Origin of the sequence: Faecalibacterium sp. An77 (genome assembly GCF_002161315.1) — a bacterium.
Taxonomy (GTDB): Bacteria; Bacillota; Clostridia; order Oscillospirales; family Ruminococcaceae; genus Faecalibacterium.
Genome location: NZ_NFHK01000014.1, coordinates 30,241 through 50,558 on the forward strand (window position 1 = coordinate 30,241; position 20,318 = coordinate 50,558).

The 20,318-nt window shown below is 62.3% G+C and carries 18 protein-coding genes; 10 read left to right on the top strand and 8 right to left on the bottom strand.

Features of this window, described 5'->3' with window-relative positions; all coding sequences use genetic code 11:
• The first annotated feature begins 221 nt into the window (after positions 1 to 221).
• The 10 genes from B5G28_RS06800 (at position 222) to B5G28_RS06845 (ending at position 11,247) form a co-directional block, all read left to right on the top strand.
• The gene (locus B5G28_RS06800; protein ID WP_204228828.1) at positions 222 to 1,238 is read left to right on the top strand and encodes a LacI family DNA-binding transcriptional regulator; all 1,017 of its coding nucleotides are present in this window, start codon (positions 222 to 224) and stop codon (positions 1,236 to 1,238) included.
• Between the two features lie 76 nt (positions 1,239 to 1,314).
• Positions 1,315 to 2,652, top strand: coding sequence for an ABC transporter substrate-binding protein (locus tag B5G28_RS06805; protein ID WP_087247180.1), 1,338 nt, complete (start codon positions 1,315 to 1,317; stop codon positions 2,650 to 2,652).
• A gap of 117 nt (positions 2,653 to 2,769) precedes the next feature.
• Positions 2,770 to 3,621 carry a sugar ABC transporter permease gene (locus B5G28_RS06810; protein WP_087247183.1) on the top strand — a complete coding sequence of 284 codons (852 nt, stop codon included), beginning with the start codon at positions 2,770 to 2,772 and terminating at the stop codon, positions 3,619 to 3,621.
• Positions 3,621 to 4,463, top strand: a complete 843-nt coding sequence (locus B5G28_RS06815; protein WP_087247185.1) for a carbohydrate ABC transporter permease — start codon at positions 3,621 to 3,623, stop codon at positions 4,461 to 4,463. Before B5G28_RS06810 ends, B5G28_RS06815 begins: the two co-directional genes overlap by 1 nt.
• Before the next feature lie 12 nt (positions 4,464 to 4,475).
• The gene (gene malQ, locus B5G28_RS06820; protein ID WP_087247187.1) at positions 4,476 to 5,951 is read left to right on the top strand and encodes a 4-alpha-glucanotransferase; all 1,476 of its coding nucleotides are present in this window, start codon (positions 4,476 to 4,478) and stop codon (positions 5,949 to 5,951) included.
• A gap of 383 nt (positions 5,952 to 6,334) precedes the next feature.
• On the top strand, positions 6,335 to 6,781 hold the full coding sequence (locus tag B5G28_RS06825; protein WP_143405375.1) for a hypothetical protein: 447 nt from the start codon (positions 6,335 to 6,337) through the stop codon (positions 6,779 to 6,781).
• 71 nt (positions 6,782 to 6,852) lie between these two features.
• On the top strand, positions 6,853 to 7,113 hold the full coding sequence (locus B5G28_RS06830) for a hypothetical protein (RefSeq protein ID WP_087247191.1): 261 nt from the start codon (positions 6,853 to 6,855) through the stop codon (positions 7,111 to 7,113).
• Between the two features lie 504 nt (positions 7,114 to 7,617).
• On the top strand, positions 7,618 to 8,901 hold the full coding sequence (locus tag B5G28_RS06835; protein ID WP_087247193.1) for a galactokinase family protein: 1,284 nt from the start codon (positions 7,618 to 7,620) through the stop codon (positions 8,899 to 8,901).
• Positions 8,898 to 10,397 carry a UDP-glucose--hexose-1-phosphate uridylyltransferase gene (gene galT / locus B5G28_RS06840; protein WP_087247195.1) on the top strand — a complete coding sequence of 500 codons (1,500 nt, stop codon included), beginning with the start codon at positions 8,898 to 8,900 and terminating at the stop codon, positions 10,395 to 10,397. Before B5G28_RS06835 ends, galT begins: the two co-directional genes overlap by 4 nt.
• An 85-nt stretch (positions 10,398 to 10,482) precedes the next feature.
• On the top strand, positions 10,483 to 11,247 hold the full coding sequence (locus B5G28_RS06845) for a copper homeostasis protein CutC (RefSeq protein WP_087247197.1): 765 nt from the start codon (positions 10,483 to 10,485) through the stop codon (positions 11,245 to 11,247).
• A 97-nt stretch (positions 11,248 to 11,344) separates the two neighbouring features.
• Here B5G28_RS06845 and B5G28_RS06850 read toward each other — a convergent pair whose 3' ends face one another.
• From B5G28_RS06850 to B5G28_RS06885, 8 genes are all read right to left on the bottom strand, one after another.
• A complete protein-coding gene (locus tag B5G28_RS06850) occupies positions 11,345 to 12,574 on the bottom strand; it encodes a U32 family peptidase (RefSeq protein WP_087247199.1) in 1,230 nt (409 codons plus the stop codon).
• A gap of 28 nt (positions 12,575 to 12,602) precedes the next feature.
• Complete coding sequence (gene mltG / locus B5G28_RS06855; protein WP_087247201.1) at positions 12,603 to 13,745, bottom strand: endolytic transglycosylase MltG; 1,143 nt, start codon at positions 13,743 to 13,745, stop codon at positions 12,603 to 12,605.
• A gap of 62 nt (positions 13,746 to 13,807) precedes the next feature.
• On the bottom strand, positions 13,808 to 14,623 hold the full coding sequence (locus B5G28_RS06860) for a hypothetical protein (RefSeq protein WP_087247203.1): 816 nt from the start codon (positions 14,621 to 14,623) through the stop codon (positions 13,808 to 13,810).
• Positions 14,624 to 14,676: 53 nt separating this feature from the next.
• On the bottom strand, positions 14,677 to 15,360 hold the full coding sequence (locus B5G28_RS06865; RefSeq protein WP_087247205.1) for a deoxynucleoside kinase: 684 nt from the start codon (positions 15,358 to 15,360) through the stop codon (positions 14,677 to 14,679).
• Positions 15,357 to 16,139, bottom strand: a complete 783-nt coding sequence (gene thyX / locus B5G28_RS06870; RefSeq protein WP_087247207.1) for an FAD-dependent thymidylate synthase — start codon at positions 16,137 to 16,139, stop codon at positions 15,357 to 15,359. The genes B5G28_RS06865 and thyX overlap by 4 nt, the downstream gene beginning before the upstream one ends.
• Before the next feature lie 6 nt (positions 16,140 to 16,145).
• Positions 16,146 to 18,662, bottom strand: coding sequence for a UvrD-helicase domain-containing protein (locus B5G28_RS06875; protein WP_087247209.1), 2,517 nt, complete (start codon positions 18,660 to 18,662; stop codon positions 16,146 to 16,148).
• A 141-nt stretch (positions 18,663 to 18,803) separates the two neighbouring features.
• On the bottom strand, positions 18,804 to 19,118 hold the full coding sequence (locus tag B5G28_RS06880) for a hypothetical protein (protein ID WP_087247211.1): 315 nt from the start codon (positions 19,116 to 19,118) through the stop codon (positions 18,804 to 18,806).
• Positions 19,119 to 19,176: 58 nt separating this feature from the next.
• Complete coding sequence (locus tag B5G28_RS06885; protein ID WP_087247213.1) at positions 19,177 to 20,202, bottom strand: rod shape-determining protein; 1,026 nt, start codon at positions 20,200 to 20,202, stop codon at positions 19,177 to 19,179.
• Positions 20,203 to 20,318 lie beyond the last annotated feature (116 nt).

Genomic DNA, 20,318 nt, shown 5'->3' on the forward strand with positions numbered 1-20,318 from the left:
TTCACATAATTACCGGGAATTTTCGCAATTTCCGGGCTTCCTGCGTTTACGTCATTTCAAACTGCACAAAAACCATCTGCGCCATGGAATGATATTCACAAACTTTTCAGTGTGTTCTTGCATTTTTTGGGCATGTGTGCCATAATAAGCTTGTCGGTAACGTTTCCGTAAACGATCCCGCAAACAAAACCAACGCCGACCGGAGGAAGGAGCTGCTGCACATGACGATCAAGGACATCGCCCGGATCAGCGGCTGCTCGGTCAGCACCATTTCCCGGGTCATCAACGACCGCCCCGACGTCCGCCCCGAAACCAAGGAGCACGTGCTGCGAATCATGCGGGAGGTGGGCTTCGTGCCCAACACCAACGCCCGCCAGCTGAAAATCCAGCAGTCCCGCAGCGTGGTCTTTGTGGTCAAGGGCACCCAGAACATGTTTTTTGCCGACTTTCTGGTCCACCTGCAGCAGGTGGTGGGGCTGTACGGCTACAGCGGCATCGTCTCCTATCTGGATGAAAACGCCAACGAGATGGAGGCCGCCGAGAAAATCCTCCGGGAAATCAAGCCCAAGGGCATGATTTTCCTGGGCGGCAACGTGGATAATTTCCGCCAGAGCTTTGATTCCATCACCATCCCGGCCGTTCTGGCCACGGTGGTGTCGGATGAGCTGAACTTCCCCAACCTGTCCATGGTGGGTGTGGACGACCAGGCGGCTGCCTATCAGGCCGTCACCTACCTCATCGCCCAGGGACACCGGAAAATCTGTGTCATCGGCGGACCGCTTTCCAGCCATCCCAGCAAGATGCGCCGACTGGGCGCACAGCAGGCCATGGAGGACAACGGCCTCACCCTGGACCCCCGGCTGTACGGCCTGTCCAACTACAGCTTTGAGTCGGCCTACAACACCATGAACGGGCTGCTGGCCCGCCGGGCCCAGTTCACCGCCGTCTTTGCCATGAGCGACGTTATTGCCATCGGCGTCATCCGCGCTCTGGCCAGCGCCGGGTACAAGGTGCCCGACGACATCTCGGTGATCGGCTTCGACGGCATCTCCATGTCCCGGTACTGCGTGCCGGCTCTGGCCTCCATGGTGCAGCCCACCGGCGAGCTGGCACTGCGGTGCGTGGAGCTGCTGATCCGCCAGATCGAGCACGGCACCCCAGCCCAGACGGTGATTCTGGCCCCCACCATTCAGGAGGGCGAAAGCGTTCGCCCGCCCCGCGGCGGTTCCGCCGTATGATTTCGACTCTTTTCTGCCCGGGTTGGGCAGAACGGACATACACACCTTTCACACGATATGACGAAGGAGAAGAACTATGAAAAAGATGATTTCCCGCCGCAACTTCCTGAAGGCCGCCGGCGCTGTATCCGCTGCCGGTGTTCTGGCCGCCTGCGGTTCTTCCAGCAGTTCCACCGCCGCTTCCACCGGTTCCAGCACCGCTGGTTCCACCGTTCCTGCTGCCAGCGGCAAGGTCTACTATCTGAACTTCAAGCCCGAGCAGGATGAGGCCTGGCAGAACCTGGCCGCCAAGTACACCGAGTCCACCGGCGTGCCCGTCACCGTCGTGACCGCCGCCGCCAACCAGTACGAGACCACCCTGATGAGCGAGATGGAGAAGAGCGAGGCTCCCACCCTGTTCCAGGTCAACGGCCCCGTGGGTCTGGCCAACTGGAAGGACTACTGCTACGATCTGTCCGGCTCGGCTCTGTACAGCGAGCTGACCAGCGATTCCTTCGCCCTGAAGGACGGCGACGCCGTGGCCGGCATCGCCTACGTCATCGAGACCTACGGCATCATCTACAACAAAGAGCTGCTGACCGCCGCCGGCTACACTCAGGACGACATCACCAGCTTTGACACCCTGAAGGCTGTGGCCGACGACATCCAGGCCCGCAAGGACGAGCTGGGCATCCAGGGCGCTTTCACCTCCGCCGGCATGGACGCTTCCTCCGACTGGCGCTACAAGACCCATCTGGCCAACCTGCCCATCTATTATGAGTACAAGGCCGACGGCATCTCCTCCACCGACGCCATCAAGGGCACCTATCTGGACAACTACAAGCAGATTTTCGATCTGTACATCACCGACTCCACCTGTGACCCCACTGTCCTGGCCAGCAAGACCGGCAACGACGCTGTGGCTGAGTTCGTCAACAAACAGGCTGTCTTCTATCAGAACGGCACCTGGGCCTACACCGACATCAAGGATCTGGGCGACGACAATCTGGGCATGATCCCCATCTACATCGGCGCCGACGGCGAGGAGAACCAGGGCCTGTGCACCGGTTCGGAGAACTTCTGGTGCGTCAACAACAATTCCTCTGAGGAAGACATCCAGGCCACTCTGGACTTCATCCACTGGTGTGTCTCCAGCGAGGAAGGCACCGCCGCCATGGCCGACGACATGGGCTTTGTCATCCCCTTCAAGAGCGCAAAGGCTCCCACCAACCCCCTGAACGCCATCTCGGACGAATACGTCGCCGCTGGCAAGACCCCCGTTGACTGGTGCTTCTCCACCATGCCTTCCGAGGAGTGGAAGAACATGCTGGGCAGCGCTCTGACTGCTTACGCAGCCGGCACCGGCACCTGGGACGACGTGGTCAGCGCCTTCGTGGACAACTGGGCCACCGAGTATCAGCTGGCCAACGGCTGATCCTTCTCCGGCTGCCCGCTGTGACAGCAAGGACCATCGGCAGGGGCGGGCAGCAGCAGGCCCGCCCCTGCTTTTTGCGTCCCTGCACCCTTTCATCTGTACCAGGAGGTATCATCCATGCAGAAAACCATCAGCAAATACTGGCCGGTTTTTGTCCTGCCCACCCTGCTGGCCTTTATCATCGGCTTTATCTGGCCGTTCATCTGGGGCATTTACCTTTCCTTCCAGCGGTTCACCACCGTGTCCAAGACCACCTTTGTGGGCTTCGACAACTACATCCAGGTCTTTAAGGACTCCACTTTCATCCACGCCTTCTGGTTCACCGCAGCTTTCACTGTGGTGTCCACCGTCTTCATCAACGTCTTTGCTTTCGCCATCGCTCTGGTCCTGACCCGGGGCATCCGCGGCACCAACCTGTTCCGCACCGTCTACTTCATGCCCAACCTGATCGGCGGCATCCTGCTGGGCTACATCTGGCAGATTCTGCTCAACGGCATCCTGGCCAACCTGGGCAAGCCCCTGCTGGCTCTGGACGAACACTACGGCTTCATCGGCCTGGTGATCCTGATGTGCTGGCAGCAGATCGGCTATATGATGATTATTTACATCGCCGGCCTCCAGAGCGTGCCCAACGACCTGATTGAGGCCGCCAAGATCGACGGCGCCACCGGCCGGGAAATCCTCTTTAAGATCAAGGTTCCCCTGGTGATGCCCAGCATCACCATCTGCACCTTCCTGACCCTCACCAACAGCTTCAAGCTGTTCGACCAGAACGTGGCATTGACCGGCGGCGAGCCCTCCAACCTGAGCGAGATGCTGGCCCTGAACATCTACTCCACCTTCTACGGCCGCAGCGGCGCCCAGTGGAAGGGCATCGGCCAGGCCAAGGCCGTGGTCTTCTTCCTGATCGTGGTGGCCATCTCCCTGATTCAGCTCCGCTTTACCCGTTCGAAGGAGGTGCAGTCCTGATGTCCAAGACCAAACGCCTGTCCAACAACATCCTGACGGCCATCATGGTGATCCTCTGCCTGCTGTGGGTCTATCCCATCGTCCTGATCTTCATCAACAGCCTGAAGGTGGAGGGCACCTTTACCACATCCACCGTCTTTGCCCTGCCCACCGCTGAGAACTTCGCCGGTCTGGGCAACTACATCTACGGCATCGTCAAGATGAACTTCCTGTCCAGCTTCCTGTACAGCCTGGTCATCACCGTCACCAGCGTCTTTCTGATCCTGCTGTGCTGCTCCATGTGCGGCTGGTATCTGACCCGCGTTCACAACGCCCTGTCCAAGGGCATGAACCTGCTGATCGTCTTTTCGATGGTGGTTCCCTTCCAGATGGTCATGTTCACCCTGTCCAAGACCGCCGACACCCTCAAGCTCAACACCCCCTGGAACATCTGCATCATCTATCTGGGCTTCGGCGCCGGCCTGGCGGTCTTTATGTTCACCGGCTTTATGAAGAGCGTTCCCATCGAAATCGAGGAATCGGCCATGATCGACGGCTGCAACCCCATTCAGCTGTTCTTCAAGATCGTGTTCCCCATCCTCAAGCCCACCATGATCTCCACCGCCATTCTGGAAACCATGTGGGTCTGGAACGACTACCTGCTGCCCACCCTGGTGCTGGACATCAAGAAATACCGCACCATCCCCATGGCCATCCAGTACTTCCGCGGCGGCTACGGCCGCGTGGAGCTGGCTCCCATGATGGCCTGCATCATCATCGCCATTGTCCCCATCATCATCCTGTATGTGGCCTGCCAGAAATACATCATCGAGGGCGTCATCGCCGGCGCCGTCAAGGGTTAAGGAGGAGTTTTCATGCGTGCAAGCGGCATCCTGATGCCGGTATTCAGTCTGCCCGGTCCCTATGGCATCGGCACGCTGGGCCATGAGGCTTACCGGTTCGTGGATTTCCTCGCCGAGGCAAAACAAACCTTTTGGCAGATTCTCCCCATCGGCCCCACCGGCTACGGGGACAGCCCGTACCAGAGTTTTTCCGCCTTTGCCGGGAACCCCTACTTCATCGACTTCGGCCTGCTGGCCCAGCAGGGGCTTCTGACCGCGGAAGAGCTTCCCCCCGCCGAGGAGGTGGGGCCCATCCAGTACGGGGCCCTGTACAACCAGCGTCCCCTCATTCTGGCCCGGGCCGCCCAACGGCTCCTGGCTGCCCCCTCCCCTGCATACCAGCGTTTCTGTGAGGAACAGGCCTCCTGGCTGGAGGACTACGCCCTGTTCATGGCCATCAAAGAGGAACAGGGTCAGGCCGGTCTGGCCGACTGGCCCGATGATTTGCGGTGCCGCCAGCCCGACGCCATCGCCGCAGCCCAGGCCCGGCTGGCCGATCGCTGCGACTACTACAAGGCGGTTCAGTTCTTCTTCTATCACCAGTGGGGCGCCCTCAAGGCCTACGCCAACCGCAAGGGCATCCGGCTCATCGGAGATATCCCCATCTATGTCAGCCCCGATTCCAGCGACCTGTGGACCCGGCCCGAGCTGTTCCAGACCGACGGTCAGGTTCATTTGACCCGGGTGGCCGGCTGTCCCCCCGATTCCTTTGCGGCCGACGGCCAGCTGTGGGGCAATCCCCTCTACGACTGGCCACGCCACGCCGCCGAGGACTTCGCCTGGTGGAAGCGCCGGATGCGCCACGCCACCTCCATCTACGACCTGGTGCGGATCGACCACTTCCGCGGGTTTGAGAGCTACTTCTCCATTCCGGCGGGCAACACCACCGCCCACGGCGGCGAATGGGTCAAGGGCCCGGGCCTAGCTTTCATCGACGCCATGCACCAGGCCGTGGGCCGGGACGCCGTCATCGCCGAGGACCTGGGCTATCTGACCGACGAGGTGAAAGCCCTGCTGGCTGCCAGCGGCTGCCCCGGCATGAAGATCATGCAGTTTGCCTTTGACAGCCGGGAGCCGGGCAACTACCTCCCCTACACCTACACCGCCAACAGCGTGGTCTACACCGGCACCCACGACAACATCACCACCCAGGGCTGGCAGCAGTCCGCCAGCCCCGAGGACATCGACTACGCCTGCCGGTATCTGCGCTGCACCCCCGAGGATCTCACTGACGCCATGATCTGCGCCTGTCTGTCCAGCGTGTCAGCGCTGGCGGTCATCCCCATGGCCGACTGGCTCCATCTGGGCCCCGAGGCCCGCATCAACACCCCCAGCACCCAGGGCGGGAACTGGCAGTGGCGGCTGGATGCCGCCGTCCTGACCCAGGATCTGGCCCACACCATCGCCGGGCTCACCAGCCTGTACGACCGGGCCCCGGCTGCAACCTAACCTCCCCTGATTTCTTCTATTTCTTTCTCCTTATTTTGCGCATGTGAAACCGCCGCACGGTTCCTCCGGGAGCTGTGCGGCGGTTTCCGTCTGCAAAGGCAAAAATTGGTCTCGACCGCCAAAAAGCGCGTCCGGGCTGGCTCTTTTCTTTTTGTGCAAAAAGATTGCAAAGGAACATTTTTTCGCGGGTTGTTTTGGGCATGTTTTGCAGTTGATGTTCGCAGGAACGTTGTTTTTGGCTTGTGTTTTTCACAACAACCTCACAAAGCCTGTCCAAACCAAGCTCTGCGATGCCTTGTTGTTTTTTGATGAATATGCTATAATTCAGGTAACTCAGTTCCCGCGAACCGCTGCGGGGGCCAACCTTGAAAGGAGCCCTACTTATGGAATATACAACTTCATCGGGTGTGATCGCCATGCCCGCCCACTATGCGCTTGTCCCGCAGGAAGAGATGGTCTATCTGGACGGTGGTGCACTCTTTAACATCACCCAGGAACAGCTGATTCAGTTCGGCGTCAATGTGCTGGTCAACGGCCTGATGTTCATCGGCGGCTCGTTCTTTACCGCCGGTGTCTCGATGGTGGCCAATGCCTTCGTCGGCACCACGACCACCACCGGCAACAAGCTCATGAAGGACTTCTTCTCCTCCCTGAATGGCTCTCAGTGGGCTTTTCTGGGCGTGGCCAGCCTGCTGGGCGGTATCTATGGTCTGAGCATGGCATCCTATTATTACACTGCTCTGATCGATCCCCTCATCAAGGCCTTCCAGGATGCGTTCTTTACTCCTGCCACCGCTGAGAGTCAGGGTGCTCTGCCCGCCGCAGCGTAATAACTGCCTCTAACCTTTAACCCATGGCAGGCGGTGCCTGCCACCCCATTCCAACAGAAAGGAGCTTTCCTATGCAGAATCTTCGCATGCCCGCACACTATGCAGAGATCACTCCGTCCGAGCAGCGTACGATCCAAGGCGGCGGCCCGGTTCGAGATGCACTTGTCGACTTCCTTGACAGCCTGCATCTGACCGACTTTTACCGTGGATCCTCGGTCTTTGCGATCTCCTTTACCTTTGTGCCCGCCCTGCTGTTCACCGCAGTGCGCGCTGTCTTCAATCTGAGCCAGGAACTGGTCGGCGGTATGTTCGATCTCTTTGAGCAGCTGTAACGCCCGCCCATTTTGTGCCTGGACAAGCATTCCTTCCCTGGACAGTGAGTTTTTTCGCTGCCCCTGGTTGTGTGTGCCTTTGTGCTGTATTTTCCTTTGCGCTCCCGGCCCTCCGTGCGGCCCGGAGCGAAGCTGATTCTTTTCCCAATCCTTAAAACGGTTTGCTCCGCCGCGGCGCTCTGTGCGCTGCGGCGGATTTTTTATTCCGTCGCTTTTCTCCATATAAAATATATCACCGTCCGGCCCCGGCCGCAGGGCTGTATCCAACATAGGGCCGTCCTGCCGCCGGCCGCATTTGACGAAGGCGCTAAAAGCTTTTTTGAGGTCAGAATTTTTTTGTGAAAACCTTCTCGAATGCCAGGACATGGTTTTTCTGCAACTTTTCATCAAAACGCAACAATAATACATGTTATTTTGCGTCCAAATTCTTTATTATTAAATTGTACGAAAACCGCCGGGGCCGCGGACAACAGGCCCCCTGCACTGTATAAGGAGGAAACGAGAATGAAGGATGTCCGTATTTGGAAGCAGGAGCTGGCGGACGGTGTCCACGCCGCCCGGCTGGCCTCCCTCTACTGCTGCGCGCCCAGTGAGACCGCGCCCCAGGCTGCCCGCTACGCCGCCGCCCTGGACGGTCTGGAGGCAGCGTTTGGTCCCCACAGCGCCGCAGCGCTGTTCAGTGCGCCGGGCCGCACCGAGATCGGCGGCAACCACACCGACCACCAGCACGGCCGTGTGCTGGCGGGCAGCGTCAACATCGACATGATCGCCGCCGCCGGCCCCAACGACCGGGGCGAACTGCGGGTCCAGAGCGAGGGCTATCCTCTGTGCACCATCGCCCTAAACGACCTGGAAGCCCGCAAGGAAGAGGAGAACACCAGCGCCGCCATCCTGCGGGGCGAGTGCGCAGCCTTTGCCCAGCGGGGCGCCAAGCTGTCGGGCCTGGACGTGTATGTCACCTCCAACGTGCCCAAGGGCAGCGGCGTTTCCTCCAGTGCCGCCTTTGAGGTGCTGATCGGCACCATCCTGAATGAGCTGTTCATGGAGGAGAAGGTCTCCCCCATCGCCATCGCCCAGATCGGCCAGTGGGCTGAGAACGTCTACTTCGGCAAGCCCTGCGGCCTGATGGACCAGATGGCTTCCAGCGTGGGCAACATCATCACCATCGACTTTGCCGATCCCGCCAACCCGGTGGTGGAGCCGGTGGACGTGGACTTTTCCAAGGCCGGCCTGGCTCTGTGCATCCTGGATTCGGGCGCCGACCACGCCGACCTGACCGATGAGTACGCCGCCATCCCCGCCGACTGCCGTGGCGTGGCCAAGGTCTGCGGCGGCGAAGTGCTGCGAGACGTCCCCTTTGAGACCTTCCTGGCCAACATTCCCGCCTGCCGCGCTGCCTGCGGTGACCGCGCCGTCCTGCGTGCCTTCCACATCTACGCCGACAACGACCGCGTGGCCCGTCAGGTGGCCGCCCTCCGGTCCGGCGACTTTGAGACCTTCCTGAGCCTGGTGAACGAGTCGGGCCGCAGCAGCTGGGAGTACCTGCAGAACGTCATCCCCGCAGGCTACACCGCCCACCAGGAGGTGGCCGTCACCATCGCCGCCGCCAAGCATCTGCTGGCCGGCGAGGGCGCCGTCCGTGTCCACGGCGGCGGATTCGCAGGCACCGTCCAGGCCTTTGTCCCCCTGGACAAACTGGACACCTTCAAAGCCGGCATCGAGGCCATCATCGGCCAGGGCCGCTGCCACGTTCTTTCCATCCGTCCTGAAGGAGGCGCTGTACTGTGATTTACAATGCAATTCAGCAGCTCGTCAACTACGGGCTGGACACCGGGCTGATCCTGCCCGACGACGAAATCTACATCCGCAACCAGCTCCTGATGACCATGCAGCTGGACAGCTTTGAGGAGCCCGAGGGCGACTGCTACTACATCGACCTGGAGTCCATCCTCACCGCCCTGGTGGACGACGCGGTGGCCCGCGGCATCTGCGAGGACAACTCGGTGGCACGGGACCTGTTCGACACCAAGCTGATGGGCGTTCTGACCCCGCGGCCCAGCATCGTCCGGGCCAACTTCTGGGAGAAGTACGAGGAAGAAAGCCCCAAGGCTGCCACCGACTGGTTCTACGCCTTCAGCCAGGACACCGACTACATCCGCCGCTACCGCATCAAGAAGGACATGAAGTGGGTCACCAAGACCCCCTACGGCGACCTGGACATCACCATCAACCTGTCCAAGCCGGAAAAGGACCCCAAGGCCATCGCCGCCGCCAAGCTGGCCCCCCAGAGCGCCTACCCCAAGTGCCAGCTCTGCCGTGAAAACGAGGGTTATGCCGGCCGGATGAACCATCCCGCCCGTGAAAATCACCGCATCATCCCCATCACCATCAACGACAGCGACTGGAACCTGCAGTACAGCCCCTACGTCTACTACAACGAGCACTGCATCGTCTTCAACAGCGAGCACACCCCCATGAAGATCGAGCGGGCCACCTTCCGCAAGCTGCTGGACTTTGTGGCCCAGTTCCCCCACTACTTTGTGGGCAGCAACGCCGACCTGCCCATCGTGGGCGGCAGCATCCTGAGCCACGACCACTTCCAGGGCGGCTGCTATGAGTTCGCCATGGCCAAGGCTCCCATCGAAAAGACCTGGACCTTCCCCGGCTATGAGGACGTGGAGGCAGGCATTGTCCGCTGGCCCATGAGCTGCATCCGCCTGACCTGCGCCGACGACGAGAAGCTGGTGGACCTGGCCGACAAGATTCTGGCGGCATGGCGCGGCTACTCGGACGAAAGCTGCTTTGTCTTTGCCGAGACCGACGGCGAGCCCCACAACACCATCACCCCCATCGCCCGGATGCGGGACGGCAAGTTCCAGCTGGATCTGGTGCTGCGCAACAACATCACCACCCCCGAGCATCCTCTGGGTGTGTTCCATCCCCACGCCAAGCTCCACCACATCAAGAAGGAAAACATCGGCCTGATCGAGGTCATGGGCCTGGCCGTTCTGCCCAGCCGTCTGAAGGGCGAAATCGCCGAGCTGGAGACCGCTCTGGTCAACCGGACCCCGGTGGACCAGTACGGCGAAGCCATCCAGAAGCACGCCGAGTGGGCCGGTGAACTGCTGGCCAAGCACCCCGACCTGAACGCCGACAACGTCCACGCCATCGTGGAGGAGGAGATCGGCCATGTGTTCGCCGAGGTTCTGGCCGACGCCGGCGTCTACAAGCGGGATGAGGCTGGCCAGGCCGGCTTCGTGCGCTTCCTGGAGAGCGTCCGCTGAGTTTTCTGCCCCCTGAACAAGATTTGGCCCCGCCGGCTGCATATTCGGGCCGGCGGGCGCCTATCCTATCCCAAGGAGGACCCATATGTCCCGTAAAGTTCTGGAAATCTGTGTGGACAGCACTGCCAGCGCCCGGGCCGCCCGGGAGGGCGGAGCCGACCGCCTGGAACTCTGCGCCGACCTGTCCATCGGCGGCACCACCCCCAGTCTGGCCCTGGTGCGCCAGGTCAAGGCCGAGACCGGCCTGCCGGTGCGGGCCCTGCTGCGGCCCCGGGCCGGGGATTTCTGCTACGACGACTGGGAGCTGGCCCAGATGGAAGAGCTGGCCGCCGAGCTGGTTCGGGCCGGGGCGGACGGCATCGTCACCGGGGTACTGACCCCCGAGGGCGCGCTGAATGTCCCCGCCATGGAGCGGATCTGCGCCGCCGCCCGCCGGGCCGCCGAGGGCCGGCCGGTGGCTCTGGCCCTGCACCGGGCCTTCGACGTCTGTCAGGACGCTTCGGCCTGCCTGGAAGCAGCCTGCGCCCTGGGCCTGGACACCATCCTCACCAGCGGCCAGGCCGCCGATGCCTATACCGGCCGGGCGCTTCTGGCCCGGATGCAGCAGCAGGCCGCCGGACGGATTGAGATTCTGGCCGGGTCGGGCGTCCACGCTGACAACATTCCCCTGCTGGCCCGGGAAACCGGCATCCTGTCCTACCATCTGTCGGGCAAAAAGACCATTCCCAGCCGGATGATCTTCCGGCGGCCGGGCGTGCCCATGGGCCTGCCGGGCTTTGAGGAATTTGAGCTGTGGCAGACCGACCCTGAAGCGGTCCGCCGCGCCCGTCAGGCTCTGGACAGCCTCTAAAACGTCATTTTCTTTCTCCTTATACAGCGAGCTGCCCCGCCCTTCCGGACTGGTTCCGGGAGAGCGGGGCAGCTTGTTTTTTCATGTATTGGAATCGTTAACCCTCGGCGGTGCGCCGGCGCAGCAGGCTCATGGGAGGCAGCTCGGGGGTGGGGATGGTGTACTTTTCCATGGCGTGGGGGGTGGAGGTGACCTCCTCCCCTGCCTCGTTGCGAATCCAGGCGGGGGTCAGGGGGATGCTGGAACCGTCGGGCGTCAGGGCCTCGATGGTGTCACCCAGAGACCACTTGCCCCGCTGCTGGCAGGAGGCAACGCCGTTTTCCCAGCCGTCCACCGTGCCCACAAACTCCCATTCCCGGATGTAGGCGGCGCTGGACGTATTCTGATGGGCCTTGTCGGCGCCAAAGTAGAAGCCGGGGGAATAGGGCCGGTGACTGGTGCGGGTCAGCTCGGTGAACACCTCCGGGGCCAGGTCGAAGTCCTCGGCGAAGGGGTCAGCCAGGTACTGGTCCAGCGCCCGCCGGTAGGCCGCCGTCACGCTGGCCACATAGTAGAAGGTCTTGGCCCGGCCCTCAATCTTGAGGCTGTCCACGCCGGCCTTGCAGATCAGATCCAGGAAGGGGGCGGTGCACAGGTCGTTGGCGTTCAGGATATAGCTGCCGCCCTCCCCTTCCCCAATTTCGTAGAGCTGGCCGGGGCGGGTTTCTTCGGTGAGGTAGTATTTCCAGCGGCAGGGCTGGGCGCACTGGCCCCGGTTGGCATCCCGGCCGGTGAGGTAATTGGACAGCAGGCACCGGCCCGACACGCTCATGCACATGGCGCCGTGGACAAAGGCTTCCAGCTCCAGCTCGGGCGGGGTCTTGTCCCGGATGACGGCGATATCGGTGAGGCTCAGCTCCCGGGCCAGCACCACCCGCTTGGCTCCCATCTTGTGACAGGCAATGGCCGAGGCATAGTTGGTGATGCCGGTCTGGGTGGACATATGGACGTCAATGTCAGGGGCGTAGGTCTTGCAGGCGTCCAGCACCCCCAGGTCCGCCACAATAAAAGCGTCCACACCGGCGGCGGCCGCCTGACGGATGGCGTCGGGGAGTCGGTCGGCCTCCTCATTGGTGGGCAGGGTGTTCAGGGTCAGATAGACCTTGCGGCCCCGGGCGTGGGCGTAAATCACGCCGTCGGCCAGCTCCTCGGGGGTAAAGTTGGCGGGTGCAGACCGCATCCCGAATTCGGGCAGGGCGCAGTACACGGCGTCTGCTCCATAGCAGACCGCATAGCGCAGCCGCTCCAGGTCCCCCGCAGGGGCCAGCAGCTCAGGAATCTCAAGCATAAAACGGTTCCTCTCTGATTGTTCCATCTCACAGGCCGGCGTTGACTTGGCGCGCGGTCTTGACGTTGGCCTGATGTTCAGCCAGGGTTTTGGCGTAATAATAGTGACCGGTCAGGTCGGTGACAAAGAAATAGGCGTCTTTGGCCTCCTCATCCGGCTGGGGGTTCAGGGCAGCCCGGATGGCTTCCAGGCCGGGGTTGGACACCGGACCCGCCGGCAGTCCGCTGCGGCTGTAGGTGTCGTAGGCGTCGATGATCTCCTGGGGAATGGCGTCCCAGCCCCCATACCAGGGGGCCACCCAGTTCCACAGGTAGTTGTTGTCCTCGTCGCTCTGGATATAGCTGGAGACGTTGCTCTCCAGCCGCGGATAGGGCGAGCCCTCCGCCAGGCGGTTGCGGAACACCTGGGCCACGTTGCTGTCCTGGTCGTTGCCGGCCTCCTCCTGGACGAAGGACGCCAGGGTGACGAGCTGATGCAGGGTCATCCCCTGTTCCTCCAGGCTGGCGTAGATCTCGTCGGTAATCATCTGATCAAACCGGGCGTAGAAGGTGGCCACATAGTCGTGGACGGTGCCGTCGTTGAGGAATTCATAGGTGTCGGGGAACAGATAGCCCTCGCACTTCATGAACCGGCCGGGGGCCTCCTCATCGCTGGGGACATACTGCCAGAAGCGGTACTCACTGAAATCGCCCTCGTTGGCCTCGGTGAGGAATTCCTCCGCGGTGCACAGGCCCGCCTTTTCCATCTGCTGTGCAATGGCGATGGCGGTGGTGCCCTCAGGGAAGGTTAGACGGGTGGACTCGGCGGCCGCGTACACCGACAGGGCCTGAATGAGTTCGTCGTAGGACGCGCCCTGCTCCAGCTCAAAGGTGCCGTACTGCAGTTTGGAGGCAGCGCCCTGCCGGCCCACATACCAGCGGAACAGCCGCGGAAAGCGGATGACGCCGGCCTGCTTCAGGTTGCGGGCAATGGCGGCCACACCGCTGCCCTGATCCACCGTGACGGTGACGGTCTGGCCGGAGGCACCGCCGCCGGTGATTTCCCGGCGGAACAGCAGGGCCACCGCCCCCGCCGCCAGCACCAGAACCAGCAGCAGGACCAGAATCACCCGGCGCAGGGTGTGCTTTTTGGGGTGCGGGGCAGAATGCTTGCTCGTTTTCGCGTCCTTCATACAACGTTTTCCTTCCTTGTGCAGGTCCGGCCAGGCCGGAACCGGGCCCGGAGGGGCCCGCCTTACTTTTCCATCATCAGCCGCATATAGCTGCCGCTCACGTCAAAGGGGGCGCAGGCAAACCGGATCATGCCGTATTCCTGCCGCGTGCCCTCCCCCAGAAACAGGGGCTGGGCGGCGCCCACGGTAATCACCGCTTTCTCCACCACCACTTCCTTCTGGCGGGCGGCTTCCATCAGCACTTCGGCGGCGCGGTCATCGTCGGCCATCAGCTCCACAAAAAAGAGGGTGTCCTCCCTGCGGAAATACAGGCCATAGCCGTGGTCATTGGAGACGATGGTGATGCCGCGGGCATACAGTTCTCCCAGCACCACCGTCATCCGGGCGGGGTCCACCTCCACGCTGTCGGGGCAGTATTGCCGGCGCAGCTCACAGAGCTTTTTGGCCGTGACGGCGTCAAAGTCCGCCTGGCTCCACAGATTGCGGCGGACCTCCCGGGTGAGGCAGCGCAGGCCAAAGGCCCAGCTGAAACCGCGGGCGGCATAAAAGGCCGAACGCTGGGGGCCCGAGGGCACCGTCACCACAAAGTCGGCGCCCTGCCGGCTTTTCTGGCTGAACACATAGTCCACCAGGCCAGCGGCGTCGTTGTCATCCCGGCTGCACAGGCCATAGAGGTAGCAGCCCCGCCGCCCCTGCAAAGTGACCGGGACTGCCAGGACCAGCGCCTGCAGCACACCGTTCTCCTCCGCCAGGTAGGTGTTCTCTTCCCCGGCAAACTGCCGGACTGCCTTTTCGGCCTGGTCGGCGGGCTCATCCCACTGGGCAGCCCAAAGCTCTTTCACAGCCGCCCAATCCGACGGCTCCATCAGCCGAAACATCTTTAAGATACCCCCTTTTTCTTGATTTTATTGCAAATTCTTCGGTTTTTCGTTTATTCCAGCACAGCCTCCGCCAGGGCCAGAACCTGCCGGCCGATATCCTCCACCGTCCGCATCCGGCCCGCCTCGGTGCACTCCACCGTCTGCCAGCCCAGCTTTTGGGCGCAGTATTCGGCGGCGCGGCGGCTCCGCTCCAGATATTCCAGGTCCCGTTCCTGAATATCCTTTTTGCTCTCGTCGCCGTGGTAGCGGCTGGTCATCAGCTGCTGGCTGACCGCAGGGTCCACCCGCAGGTAAATCACCGCATCCGGCGCAGGCAGGCCCAGAAGTTTGTATTCGTATGTAAACAGCCAGTCCAGATAGGCGTCCCAGGCCTCGGGGGGCAGCTTGGAGCACTGATGGGCCCCATTGGAGGTGGTATAGCGGTCGGCAATGACGATGCCGCCCTCCTGATAAAACGTGCCCCAGTCGGTCTTATAGCTGGCATAGCGGTCCACGGCGAAAAAGCTGGAAGCGGCGTAGGCGTTGACGTCGTCGGGCTTGTCCCCGAATTGTCCCGCCAGGTACATCCGCACCAGGGCCGAGGAATCGCTGGCATAGTTGGGGAAACTGATCTGGCGCACCTGCCGCCCCTGGGCGGTCAGATGCTGGGCCAGCAGCCGGGCCTGGGTGGCCTTGCCGCTGCCGTCCAGGCCGTCAATCACCAGCAGGCGGCCCCGGGTTCCCTCTGTCGTCATACCTCTGCACCGCCTTCGCGCAGGGCCTGGTATTTATCCCGCACGGCAGCAGGATGGCCGCAGCACATCTTGCCCTCGGGGCAGGGGCCTTCCAGGCAGCCGGGGCCGGCGGTACGGAACAGATGGGGCGCCACCGGGTAGACCAGGCGCAGCATTTCATCGGCCAGCTGCCGGATCTCCCACTGGGCCCGCTCACAGCACCGCAGCCGGAAGAAATTCAGCAGGCTGCGGGCGTTCATGGTGACCACCATCTTGGTCTCACAGGCGTTGGGCAGCACAAAGCGGGCGTCCTCGTTAGCCATCTTTTCGGCCTTGCGGCGGGCCTCCTTTTCGGGCACACCCTCGGCCATCAGGCGAGCGGCGTGGCCCTCCTCCAGCTTATGGGCCAGGTCCAGGTAGCGGCGGGCGTCCTCCTCCATGCTGGCCAGGAAAGCCTCCTTGGCCTCGGGCACCGCCTCAATGGCGGGGGGCACTACATAGCGGAAGTCATCCAGCCGGACATACCGCTGGCTCTGGACGCTGAACGAAGCGATCCGGTGGCGGGTAATCTGGGCCAGCAGGGACCGGCTGACCCCCTCGATGCCAAAAGTAAAGCTGGCGTGCTCAATGGGGCTTGCGTGGCCCAGGTCGCTGAGCATATTCAGGAAGCGGGCGGTTTTTTCGTCGTCCAGGCCGTCCAGCAGGTCGGTGATGTGGCTGTCTGAATAGCACAGCTTGGCCGCCGCGGCCACCACCTTCTCGGGCTCCGGGGTATGGGCAATCAGTCGAACTGTCATCATGGGCGTTTAATCCTCCGTTCCTTTGGTCAGCGGGGCCAGGTTTGCCATCATCTTTTTGGTGCCGACCTTCTCAAAGCGAATCTCCACAATGCTGTCCCCTGCCGCCGGGGTCACGCGGGTGACCATACCGCGGCCAAATACCTTGTGGAACACGGTCTCCCCCGGTTCATAGTGCTTGGAGGGAGTGGACGGCCGGGGCGCCGCCGGGCGGGAAATGCCTGCCGCCGGTGCGCCCGGGAAGGCCACCTTGGCACGGCCTGCGCCGGCGTTGTACTCCCGGTTGAGGTAGCCGCTGCTGCGGCTGCCGGAGGCGGTGCGGCCCCATCCGGACGGCCCAGAGTAACCCGAAGCGCCGCCGGGCACCCCATCCCCCATGCTGCCCCAGCTGCGTGCGGGGCGGTCCAGGGACGGGCTGCGGGTGGTTTCCAGGTATTCGGGCTCGATCTCGTTGAGGAAGCGGCTGGGCTCATTGCGGCAGGTGCGGCCGTAGAGCATCCGGGTGACGCTGTGGGAGATATACAGCTCCTTTTTGGCCCGGGTGATGCCCACGTAGGCCAGGCGGCGCTCCTCCTCCAGGTCCTCCGGGGAGTAGCGGCTCATCTCGCTGGGGAACACGCTCTCCTCCATGCCCACCAGGAACACATAGGGGAACTCCAGGCCCTTGGCCGAGTGAATGGTCATCAGGACCACCTGGTCGGCGTCCTCGTTGTAGCTGTCGATGTCGCTGATGAGGGCGATTTCTTCCAGATAGCCCTCCAGGCTGGCGTCCACCCCGCGGGTGTCGCAGTAAGCTTTGACGTTGTTGACCAGCTGGCCCAGGTTCTGCAGCCGGTCCTGGGCATCCTCATGGCCCTGGGCCGCCTGCTGTTCCAGCATCTGGCCGTAGCCGGTCAGGTCGATGACCTTCTGGGCGAACAGGTCCAGAGGGCAGGTGTCCAGCGCGTCCTGCAGCTGGCGGTAAATCTGCCAGAACTTGAACAGGGGCGCCACCGACCGGGACAGCTTGGCGTACTGGTCGGCGCGGCTGATGATATCCAGCATGCTGACCCCTTCCAGACCGGCCAGCTCGGCGATGGCATCCACCGTGGACGCGCCGATTTTCCGGGCCGGCTCGTTGATGATCCGGCGCAGGCGGACGTCGTCCTTGGGGTTGGCCACAATGGACATATAGGAGTGGATGTCCTTGATTTCCTTGCGGTCATTGAACCGCTGGCCGCCCACAATCTTGTGGGGAATGCCGGCCCGGGTGAAATAGTTTTCGATGGGGTTGGACTGGGCGTTCATCCGGTAGAGGATGGCGTGGTCGGACAGATGGCCCCCGGCCCGCAGGTGCTGGCCGATGATTTCAGCGATGTGGCTGGCCTCGTCCCGCTCGTCCTCCGCCTGGTAGACATGAACCGGCGCACCCTCGCTGTTTTTGGTCCAGAGGGTCTTTCCCTTGCGCTCGGTGTTGTGGCTGATGACGCAGTTGGCGGCGTTCAGGATATTGGAGGTGGAGCGGTAGTTCTCCTCCAGCCGGATGACCTTTGCCCCGGGGTAATACCGCTCAAAGTTCAGGATATTCTCAATGGTGGCGCCGCGGAACCGGTAGATGCTCTGGTCGTCGTCGCCCACCACGCAGATGTTCTTTTCGGGGCCGGTCAGCAGGCTCACCAGGCGGAACTGGGCCACGCTGGTGTCCTGGTACTCGTCCACCAGCAGGTACTGGTACTTAGTCTGGTAGTAGTCCCGGACCTCGGCGTTCTCCTGCAGCAGGCGGACGGTGTAATAAATCAGGCCGTCAAAGTCAAAGGCGCCGGCCTCATGGAGGCGCTTTTCGTAGATGCCGTACAGCTTGGCGGCCAGTTCCAGCTTGGTCTTGCCCACGCTCTCCTTGGCGGCCTCGGCGGGGTCGATGAGCTGGTCTTTCCAGCGGCCGATCTGGTTCAGGGCCGCCTTGACCTGGAAGAACTTGTCATCCACGCTCTGTTCCTTGTAGATGGCCTTCATGACCCGCTGGGCGTCATCGGTGTCGTAGATGGTGAAGCTGCGGGGCCAGCCGATTTCCTCGGCGTACCGGCGCAGAATCCGCACGCAGGCCGAGTGGAAGGTGGAGGCAAAGACCTCTTTGCCCTCCTCGTCCCCCAGCATGGAGCACAGACGGTCTTTCAGCTCTCCGGCGGCCTTGTTGGTGAAGGTGATGGCCATGATGTTCCAGCTGCGGGTAGGGTTATAGCGCATCATATCGTCCAGCCAGGCCGGCACGTCGGTGCCGGTCATGATGGCGGTGCGCAGGGCCCGCAGGTCCTCATCCACCGCGGGACGGGGGGTCCAGCGGCTGCCATGGGCGCTGCCGAACCGGATCAGGTTGGCGATCCGGTTGACCAGGACGGTGGTCTTGCCGCTGCCGGCGCCGGCCAGAATCAGCAGCGGGCCGCTGGTGGTAAACACCGCCCGCCGCTGCATCTCGTTCAGGCGGCCAAACTGCTTTTCAATGTAAGTGTCCCGAAGGGAGCAAAATTCTGTCTGTAAATCGGTTGCCATTCCGTACTACTTCTCCTTGTATCGTAATATCCGCCCGTTCCTGCGGCCTCTGTGCCATCCTCCGGCGCGAATCAGAAGAAGCCCGCTCCGGGCCAAAGTCTCTGGAGCGGGCGCTGTTGGTGCTGATTTCTTTCAGAAGGTTCAAAAGGGTGCGGTGACATCCACTGCGCCCGCACGGGCCCAGGTGGCCCGGCTGGCCCGGCGCACAGCCCGAAGGGTGTACTGGCCGCCGCTCATGGCGCAGACCGAAGCGGCGATGACGGCCACCACCTCAGGCGGGATGCCCGGCTCAATGCTGGGAGCCGGAGCCGCAGCGGGCTGGGCTTTCGAGGGCGCCGGCCGGGACGGCTTGGAAGAGATTTCAGGCGAGGGAATCTGGTTTTTGCCCCGCAGCAGCACATAGGCCAGAACCACGGCTCCCAAAACCACCACAAACATAATCAGACTGGAATCCATCCTTCATCCTCCTTTACTTGGTCCGGCGGACCGTTTGTTTTTTGCAGGCCGGGGACGCTCAGCGCCGGCCGATGCGGGGGGTTGCATCGGTGAATCCCACTTCCAGCTTGTCGCCGATGCTCAGGCTCATGGCGGTGCCCAGAGCCACGCAGTTGACCGGATCGGGCGAGACGTAGACGTCCACCTTCAGCTCCTGGCTCAGGTATTCGGGCAGGCCGTGGAGCTGGGCGCCGCCGCCGGTCAGCATGACGCCGTTCTTGTAGATATCGCCGGCCAGCTCGGGCGGGGTCTTCTCCAGCACCTGATGGGCGGCGGTGCCGATCTGCTCGCTCAGCATCATGACCGGCTCATACAGGTCGCTGGTGGACACATTGACACGGACCGGCAGGCCGGTCAGCAGGCTGCGGCCCTTGATCTCCATGGTCTCGTCAAAATCGGTTTTCTGGGGGCAGCAGGCCACCCGCTTTTTCAGTTCCTCGGCGGTGCGCTGGCCGATGGCGATGTTGAACTTGGCCCGCACATGCTTGAGGATTTCGTCGTCGTAGTGGTTGCCTGCCACCCGGACGCTGGTGGCCTTGACCTTGCCGCCCAGGGACAGGACGGCGATATCGGTGGTGCCGCCGCCGATGTCAATGATCATCCGGCCGTCGGGCACCGTGATATCGATGCCCGAGCCCAGGGCCGCGGCGATGGGCTCGTCGATCAGGTAGACCTGACGGGCACCGGCCGCCACCACGGCCTCCACCACGGCGTCGCTCTCGATGCCGGTGATGGCCGCCGGCACGCAGACCGCCACGCGGGGCTTGACCATGTGGGAGCTGTAGACCTGATTCACAAAGCGGCAGATCAGCTCACGGGTCATGGTGTGGTCGCTGATGACGCCATCCTTCAGGGGGAAGGTGGCCGAAATGTAGTTGGGGGTGCGGCCCACCATGGCCAGGGCCTTGTCGCCCACCTCCAGGACGGTATTTTTGCGGGTATCGATGGCCACAATGCTGGGCTGGTTCAGGACCACGCCCTTGCCCTCCTGTGCGATGATGATGGTGGTTGTACCAAGATCGATCCCGATATCATTCTGTGCCATAATCCAAACGTTCCTTTCTCTATCCACGAAACAGCCTATCTTGATGAAAGCTCAGGTTGAGCTGTAAAAATCCAGCTTTCAGTATACCATACTCAGGGCCAAAAGTATAGCAATTT

Excerpts from the sequence above, each read along its gene's own strand:
- mltG (WP_087247201.1), bottom strand. The coding sequence starts at position 13,745 with ATGAAGGACGCGAAAACGAGCAAGCATTCTGCCCCGCACCCCAAAAAG.
- B5G28_RS06845 (WP_087247197.1), top strand. The coding sequence starts at position 10,483 with ATGTCCCGTAAAGTTCTGGAAATCTGTGTGGACAGCACTGCCAGCGCC.
- B5G28_RS06830 (WP_087247191.1), top strand. The coding sequence starts at position 6,853 with ATGCAGAATCTTCGCATGCCCGCACACTATGCAGAGATCACTCCGTCC.
- malQ (WP_087247187.1), top strand. The coding sequence starts at position 4,476 with ATGCGTGCAAGCGGCATCCTGATGCCGGTATTCAGTCTGCCCGGTCCC.
- B5G28_RS06810 (WP_087247183.1), top strand. The coding sequence starts at position 2,770 with ATGCAGAAAACCATCAGCAAATACTGGCCGGTTTTTGTCCTGCCCACC.
- B5G28_RS06875 (WP_087247209.1), bottom strand. The coding sequence starts at position 18,662 with ATGGCAACCGATTTACAGACAGAATTTTGCTCCCTTCGGGACACTTAC.
- B5G28_RS06805 (WP_087247180.1), top strand. The coding sequence starts at position 1,315 with ATGAAAAAGATGATTTCCCGCCGCAACTTCCTGAAGGCCGCCGGCGCT.
- B5G28_RS06880 (WP_087247211.1), bottom strand. The coding sequence starts at position 19,118 with ATGGATTCCAGTCTGATTATGTTTGTGGTGGTTTTGGGAGCCGTGGTT.
- B5G28_RS06865 (WP_087247205.1), bottom strand. The coding sequence starts at position 15,360 with ATGACGACAGAGGGAACCCGGGGCCGCCTGCTGGTGATTGACGGCCTG.
- B5G28_RS06860 (WP_087247203.1), bottom strand. The coding sequence starts at position 14,623 with ATGTTTCGGCTGATGGAGCCGTCGGATTGGGCGGCTGTGAAAGAGCTT.
- B5G28_RS06850 (WP_087247199.1), bottom strand. The coding sequence starts at position 12,574 with ATGCTTGAGATTCCTGAGCTGCTGGCCCCTGCGGGGGACCTGGAGCGG.
- thyX (WP_087247207.1), bottom strand. The coding sequence starts at position 16,139 with ATGATGACAGTTCGACTGATTGCCCATACCCCGGAGCCCGAGAAGGTG.
- B5G28_RS06885 (WP_087247213.1), bottom strand. The coding sequence starts at position 20,202 with ATGGCACAGAATGATATCGGGATCGATCTTGGTACAACCACCATCATC.
- B5G28_RS06800 (WP_204228828.1), top strand. The coding sequence starts at position 222 with ATGACGATCAAGGACATCGCCCGGATCAGCGGCTGCTCGGTCAGCACC.
- B5G28_RS06835 (WP_087247193.1), top strand. The coding sequence starts at position 7,618 with ATGAAGGATGTCCGTATTTGGAAGCAGGAGCTGGCGGACGGTGTCCAC.
- B5G28_RS06825 (WP_143405375.1), top strand. The coding sequence starts at position 6,335 with ATGGAATATACAACTTCATCGGGTGTGATCGCCATGCCCGCCCACTAT.
- B5G28_RS06815 (WP_087247185.1), top strand. The coding sequence starts at position 3,621 with ATGTCCAAGACCAAACGCCTGTCCAACAACATCCTGACGGCCATCATG.